At 73.2% G+C, this 6,414-nt stretch carries 6 protein-coding genes; all 6 read left to right on the forward strand.

The features are described from left to right. Positions 1–182: 182 nt before the first annotated feature. Positions 183–1,004: an IclR family transcriptional regulator gene (locus tag ETD85_RS38180; protein WP_138694702.1), complete on the forward strand. Its 822-nt coding sequence runs from the start codon at positions 183–185 to the stop codon at positions 1,002–1,004. A gap of 10 nt (positions 1,005–1,014) precedes the next feature. Continuing rightward, the gene (locus ETD85_RS38185) at positions 1,015–2,424 is read left to right on the forward strand and encodes a dihydroorotase (RefSeq protein WP_138694703.1); all 1,410 of its coding nucleotides are present in this window, start codon (positions 1,015–1,017) and stop codon (positions 2,422–2,424) included. Positions 2,425–2,532: 108 nt separating this feature from the next. Next, positions 2,533–3,147: an isochorismatase family protein gene (locus ETD85_RS38190; protein WP_240779696.1), complete on the forward strand. Its 615-nt coding sequence runs from the start codon at positions 2,533–2,535 to the stop codon at positions 3,145–3,147. Further along, the gene (locus ETD85_RS38195) at positions 3,144–4,127 is read left to right on the forward strand and encodes an LLM class flavin-dependent oxidoreductase (protein ID WP_138694704.1); all 984 of its coding nucleotides are present in this window, start codon (positions 3,144–3,146) and stop codon (positions 4,125–4,127) included. Before ETD85_RS38190 ends, ETD85_RS38195 begins: the two co-directional genes overlap by 4 nt. Then, positions 4,124–5,338 carry a CaiB/BaiF CoA transferase family protein gene (locus tag ETD85_RS38200; protein WP_138694705.1) on the forward strand — a complete coding sequence of 405 codons (1,215 nt, stop codon included), beginning with the start codon at positions 4,124–4,126 and terminating at the stop codon, positions 5,336–5,338. The genes ETD85_RS38195 and ETD85_RS38200 overlap by 4 nt, the downstream gene beginning before the upstream one ends. A 156-nt stretch (positions 5,339–5,494) precedes the next feature. After that, positions 5,495–6,414, forward strand: a 920-nt coding sequence (locus tag ETD85_RS38205) for an MmgE/PrpD family protein (protein ID WP_138694706.1), incomplete at its 3' end; no start/stop codon positions are given.

A 6,414-nucleotide genomic window follows, 5' to 3' on the forward strand; every position in this document is an offset into this window, starting at 1 on the left:
TCAGGGTGTTCCAATACGAGGAAAGCTGTTCCACACTGTACGACAGGAGTCGATCGGCAGGAAGGCCGCCGAAGTGATCTGTCGTGGACGCGTGCCGGGCTTCCCCTGGCCCTCATCCCCTGGCCCTCATCCCCGGGCCTCATCCCGGGGCCGATGAGCATGCACGCCGCAAGGACCGCCTCATGCCGATGACCAACGCCGAGCGGCCGCGCCGCCGTGGCGCGGACGGCGCCAGCCAGACCGTCGCGACCGTCGAGCGCGCGGCCGACGTGCTCGTGCTGTTCGCCGAGCCGGGCGCGCGTACCCTCGGCATCACCGAGATCGCCGAGCGGCTGGAGCTGTCGAAGGCGGCGGTGCACCGGATCCTGGCCTCGCTCCGGCTGCGCGGCCTGATCGACCTGGACGAGCAGACCCGGCGATACTCGCTCGGGCTGACCGCCATGCGGCTCGGGCTCGCCTACCTGGACCGGCTCGACCTGCGCCGCCTCGCGGCGCCGGAGCTGGTCGCCCTGTCCACGGCCCTGTCCGAGACCGCGACCCTGTCCATCCGCACCGGCTTCTCGCGGGTCTACGTCGACCAGGCGACGCCCAGCCGCGAGGTGATCATGTCCGTGACCCTCGGCGTGCCCTATCCGCTGCACGCGGGCGCCTCGTCGAGGGCGTTCCTGGCGTTCCTGGCCGAGGAGGAGATCGACGCCTACTTCGGCACCCAGCCGCTGACGCGGCTGACCGAGCGCACCCCCGTCGAGGAGGACGTCCTGCGCAAGGACCTCGCGGCGATCCGCCGTCGCGGGTTCGCCCGATCCCAGGCCGAGCGCCAGCCGGGCTCGGCCTCCGTCGCGGCGCCGGTCCTGGATCACCACGGACGCCCGGCGGGGGTGATCAGCGTGTGCGGGCCGCTGGAGCGCTTCCGCGGCGAGGAGAAGCGCTGCGCCGCGGCGCTGCTCGAGACCACCGGCAGGCTCTCGGCCCGGATGGGCCATCTGACGTCAGGAAAGGGGTGACAGCCGCACCATGGCGCGATACGACCTGCTCGTCAAGGACGGCATCCTCGTTCTCCCGTACCACGGCGAGATCCGCGCGGACCTCGCCGTGCGAGGCGGCCGGATCGCCGCGATCGGTGAGGACCTCGGCGACGCCGCGGAGGTGATCGACGCGACCGGCAAGGTGGTGCTGCCGGGAGCGGTCGACGCCCACTTCCATTTAGGGATCTACCGGGAGCTGGAGGTGGACGCCGGCGAGGAGACCCGCTCGTCGCTGGTGGGCGGCGCGACGACCGTGCTGTCCTATTTCCGGACCGGGCAGCACTATCTCAACAAGACGGGGCCGTACTCGACGATCTTCCCCGAGGTGCTGGCGGCGGTCGCCGGGCGGGCCTGGACCCACTACGGGTTTCACCTGGCGCCGATGACGACCGGCCAGGTCGAGGAGATCCCGCGGCTGGTCGCCGAGCACGGGGTCACCTCCTACAAGTACTACATGTTCTACAAGGGCTTCGACCTGGCCGCCAACAGCCGCGACGCCCAGGCGTTCACCATGGGCGACGAGTACGACCTGGGACACCTCTTCCTGATCATGGAGAAGCTGGCCGAGGTGCAGCGCGCGTACCCGGACCGGCGGCTCTCGCTCAGCCTGCACTGCGAGCAGTCGGAGCTGATGCGGGTCTTCATCGACCGCGTCCGCGGCGGCGGCGCCCCGCAGAACCTGCGCGCCTACAGCGAGGCCAGGCCGCCGCTGACCGAGCAGGTCGCCATCGCCGAGGCGGCCGTGCTCGCCGCCCACACCGGCGTCAACATCAACCTGCTCCACCTGTCCAGCGCCGAGGCGCTGGAGGCCGCCGCCAAGACCCCCGCACGGCGCGAGACCACCCTGCACCATCTGTGCCTCGACCACGACGACCTGGACGCGCGCGGCGGCCTCGGCGGCAAGGTCAACCCGCCGATCCGCACCCGCGAGCACAACGAGGCGCTGTGGGCGGGAGTGGCCGACGGGCGGATCGACTGGGTGGCCTCCGACCACGCCTGCTGCATGGAGGAGCACAAGGGCGACGAGCTGTGGCCCGCGCGCCCCGGCTTCGGCGGCACGGCGCTGCTCTATCCCGTGCTGTTCTCCGAAGGGCACCTGCGCCGCGGCCTGCCGCTCACCAGGATCGCCGAGGTCGCCTCGGCCAACCCCGCCCGCGCCTACAACCTGTGGGGACGCAAGGGCAGCCTGGCGGTCGGCTTCGACGCCGACCTGACCATCCTCGACCCGGCGCTGACCAGGACCGTCACCACGGACCTGCTGCTGTCGGGGCAGGACCACTGCCCGTTCGAGGGGGTCGCTGTGACGGGCTGGCCGGTGACCACGGTCGTCGGCGGCCAGGTCGCCTTCCACGAAGGAAAGATCGTCGGCGAGCCGTCGGGCTCCTGCCTGCACCCCTGAGGAGCGGATATGAGCGTGCTCCCCCTGGACGACCTCCGCTGTCGCGGCGGGCTGCCCGGCCTGACGGCCCAGGAGCTGCCCGCCCTGAAGGACAAGGGGGTCGGCTGAGTGGACCCCTACAACGGCGTCCTGCCCTTCGGCGAGCGGCCGGCGCTGATCCTCGTCGACCTGATGCGGGCGTACTTCGAGCCCGGCGCCGACCTCTACGTCGGCTCGCGGGACTGCCTGCTGGCCGCCGCACGCGTCCTGGCGGCGGCGCGCACGGCGGGCGTCCCGGTGATCCACACTCGCGTGTCGCACAGCCGCGACGGCATCGACGGCGGCCTGTTCTACCGCAAGGCGCCCCCGCTGCGCCACCTGAACGGCCCGCTCGGCGAGGTCATGCCCGAGGTGACGCCCGCGGCGAACGAGATCGTCATCGTCAAGCAGTACGCCAGCGCGTTCTTCGGCACCACGCTCGCCTCCACGCTCACGGCCCTGCGGGTGGACACGCTGGTCATCACCGGGGTCTCCACGAGCGGCTGCGTGCGGGCCAGCGCCGTGGACGCCGTCCAGCACGGGTTCGTCCCGATCGTGGTGCGGCAGGCGGTGGGCGACCGCTCGCCCGCCCCGCACGCGGCGAGCCTCTACGACATCCAGGCCAAGTACGGCGAGGTGTGGGAGGAGCACGCGGTGCTCGAACGGCTGAGCGCCCCGGCCGCCGAGGGGCCGCGGACGCCATGAGGATCACCTACGGCCCCTGGGGCGAGAGCCTGGAGGAGCTGACCGCCGCCGCCCGCAAGGCCGAGGAGGCGGGCGCCGAGGTGATCTGGGTGCCCGAGCTGCACCGCAGCGCCACCGTCAGCGCCGCCGCCGTGGCCGGAGCGGTGACGCGCGCGGGCGTCGGCACCGCCGTCGCGCTCGCGTTCACCCGCAGCCCGATGGTGACCGCGCTCGAAGCGCTCGACCTCGACGAGCTGACCGGCGGCCGGTTCATCCTCGGCCTGGGCGCGGGCACGCGCAGGCTCAACGAGAACTGGCACAACGTCCCCTGGAACCGGCCACTCGCCCGGCTGCGCGAGACCGTCGAGGTGATCCGGGCGGTCGTGGCGGGCGGGCCGCTGGCGTACGACGGCTCCGTCCAGCGGCTCGACGCCCGCGGCCTGCGCCGCCCGCACGAGCCGGTCCGCACCCGGATCCCCGTCTACCTGGCCGCCGTCGGGCCGCAGATGACCAGGCTCGCCGGGCGCATCGCCGACGGGTGGCTGTCGCACGAGCTGTCCTCGCCCGCCTACCTGCGCGAGCAGGTGCTGCCGAACCTGTCGGCCGGGCTCGACGGGCGCGAGCGGGCCGAGCTCGACGTGGTCGTCTCCGCGTGCTGCTCGATCGATCCCGACCCGGCCCAGGCTCGCCGCCGGGCGGCCGGGGTGCTGGGCTTCTACGCCGGCGTCGCCACGTACAAGGACTTCTTCGCCTTCCACGACCTCGCCGCCGAGCACGCCGCCGCGGTCGCCGCCTTCCGGGCGGGGGAGCCGGTGGTCGTGCCCGACCGCATGATCGACCCGCTGGTGCTGGCGGGGACGCCGGACCAGGTGGCCGAGCGGCTGGCCCGCTACGAGGGGCTGGCCGACACCGTCAAGCTCACCCCGGCCGTGTACGGCAACGCGCCGGAAGAGATCCGCCGGAACCAGGCCCGCATCATCGAGCTGATCGGAACGTTATGAGACCACTGGAGGACGTCAGAGTCGTCAGCCTGGAGCAGTACGGGGCCGGACCGTTCGGCAGCGTGCACCTGGCCGACCTCGGCGCCGAGATCATCAAGATCGAGGACCCTCGGGTGGGCGGCGACGTCGGACGATATGTACCCCCTTATGCGGATGAAGAGGATTCGCTGTTCTTCGAGACCTTCAACCGCAACAAGAAGTCCATCTCGCTGGACCTGTCCGTCCCCGCGGGCAGGGAGGTCTTCGACGACCTCGTACGGCACGGCGACGCCGTCTACTCCAACCTGCGCGGCGACGTCCCGGCCAAGATGCGCCTGTGCTACGACGACCTCAAGCACCTCAACCCGCGGATCGTCTGCTGCTCGCTGTCCGGCTTCGGGATGACCGGGCCGCGCACCGCCGAGCCCGGCTACGACTACATCCTGCAGGGGCTGGCCGGCTGGATGCACCTCACCGGGGAGCCGTCCGGCCCGCCGGCCAAGTCGGGGCTGTCCCTGGTCGACTACTCCGGCGGTCTCGTCGCCGCGATCGCCCTGCTGGCGGGCGTGCACGCCGCGCGCAGGGACGGGGCCGGCATGGACTGCGACCTGTCGCTGTACGACACGGCCGTCGGCATGCTCACCTACGTGGGGACCTGGGCGCTCAACACCTCCTTCACCCCTGTGCGCACGGCCGACTCCGCCCATCCCTCGCTGGTGCCGTTCCAGAACGTCGAGGCCGCCGACGGGTGGCTGGTCGTGGGCTGCGCCAAGGAGAAGTTCTGGCAGCGGCTGGCCCTGATCCTCGATCGCGAGTCGCCGGGCGCGGGGTTCGCCGGCGATCCGCGTTACGCCACCTTCGCCGACCGACGCCTGAACGCGGACACCCTGCTGCCCCGGCTGGCCGCGATCGTCCGTACCAGGGAGGTGTCCTGGTGGCTCGCCGAGCTGCGCGCCGCGGGCATCCCCTGTGGGCCGATCAACGACGTGGGCCAGGCGCTCGCGGAGCCGCACACCGCCGCGCGGGGGCTGGTGGTGGAGACCTCGCATCCCCGCTACGGCCCGCTCAAGCAGCTCGCCTCGCCGGTACGGGTGGGGCAGGAGCCCGTCGCCCACCGCCGGGCTCCCCGGCGGGGAGAGGACGGCGAGGAGATCCTGCGCGGGCTGCTCGGCTACCCGGCGGAACGCGTCGAAGAGCTGGCCGCCGGCGGCGCCTTCGGGGAGACCTTATGACGGCCTGGGCGCTCGGGGGGACACGATGACGGCGGGAACGCCCGGGGGACACGATGACGGCGGGAACGCCCGGGGGGACACCATGCGCGGTCTCGCCCACGAGGGCCGGAGCCTTCGGGAGACGGCCACGAGGGCCGGAGCGCTCGGGGACGGGTCATGACGGCCGCGGCCGGGCTCGCCGACTGGGCGCTCGGGCTGCGCCTGGACGCGGTGCCCGAGCGGGCCAGGCAGGCCGCGATCCGGCACCTGACCGACGGGTTCGGCTGCGCGGTCGCCGAGCCGCCACACGGGTCGCCCGCGGTCGCGGTCGCGCTGGAGCTGGGCGGCCCGCCGCAGGCCACGGTCATCGGGACCCGCGACCGGGTCGGCGCCCCCGCCGCGGCCCTGGCCAACGGAGCCCTGGTGCACGCGCTCGACTTCGACGACACGCACGCGGGCGGGCTCGTGCACGCGACCGCGCCGGTGCTGCCGGTGGCGTTCGCGGTGGGAGAGGAGACCGGGGCGTCCGGCGCCGAGGTCCTGGTCGCGGCGCTGATCGGTTACGAGGTGATCTGCCGGCTCGGAGCCGCGGCGCCACACGGCTTCCACACGCGCGGACTGCACGCCACCTCCGTGTGCGGGGTACTCGCCGCCGCCCTTGTCGCCGCCAGGCTGTACGGACTGCGCCCGCGACAGGCGGTCCACGCGCTCGGCATCGCGGGCAGTCAGGCCGGTGGGCTCCTGGAGTTCCTGAGCACCGGGGCCGACACCAAGCGGCTGCATCCCGGGCTGGCCGCTCACGCGGGCATCCTGGCGGCGCGCCTGGCCAGGGCGGGCGCGACGGGGCCGGACACCGTGCTGGAAGGCGAGCACGGCCTGTACGGCGCACTGCTCGGCCGGCCGGGGCTGCGGCCCTCAGAGGATCTCGGCGAGGTCTGGGAGGTCACCCGGATCACCGTCAAGCCCTATCCGGCCTGCCAGCTCCTGCACGCCGCCCTCGACGCCGCCCTCGACGTCATGACCCCGGCCCGCGCCGCCGGGGACGCCGGGGACATCGAGGACACCAACGAGGTCGAGAGCGTCGGGGAGGTCGGGGG

This window comes from Nonomuraea zeae, from assembly GCF_005889725.1.
In the GTDB taxonomy this organism is placed as follows: domain Bacteria; phylum Actinomycetota; class Actinomycetes; order Streptosporangiales; family Streptosporangiaceae; genus Nonomuraea; species Nonomuraea zeae.

Coding starts and splice junctions, on each gene's coding strand:
- ETD85_RS38195 (WP_138694704.1), top strand. CDS start 3,144: ATGAGGATCACCTACGGCCCCTGGGGCGAGAGCCTGGAGGAGCTGACC.
- ETD85_RS38200 (WP_138694705.1), top strand. CDS start 4,124: ATGAGACCACTGGAGGACGTCAGAGTCGTCAGCCTGGAGCAGTACGGG.
- ETD85_RS38180 (WP_138694702.1), top strand. CDS start 183: ATGCCGATGACCAACGCCGAGCGGCCGCGCCGCCGTGGCGCGGACGGC.
- ETD85_RS38185 (WP_138694703.1), top strand. CDS start 1,015: ATGGCGCGATACGACCTGCTCGTCAAGGACGGCATCCTCGTTCTCCCG.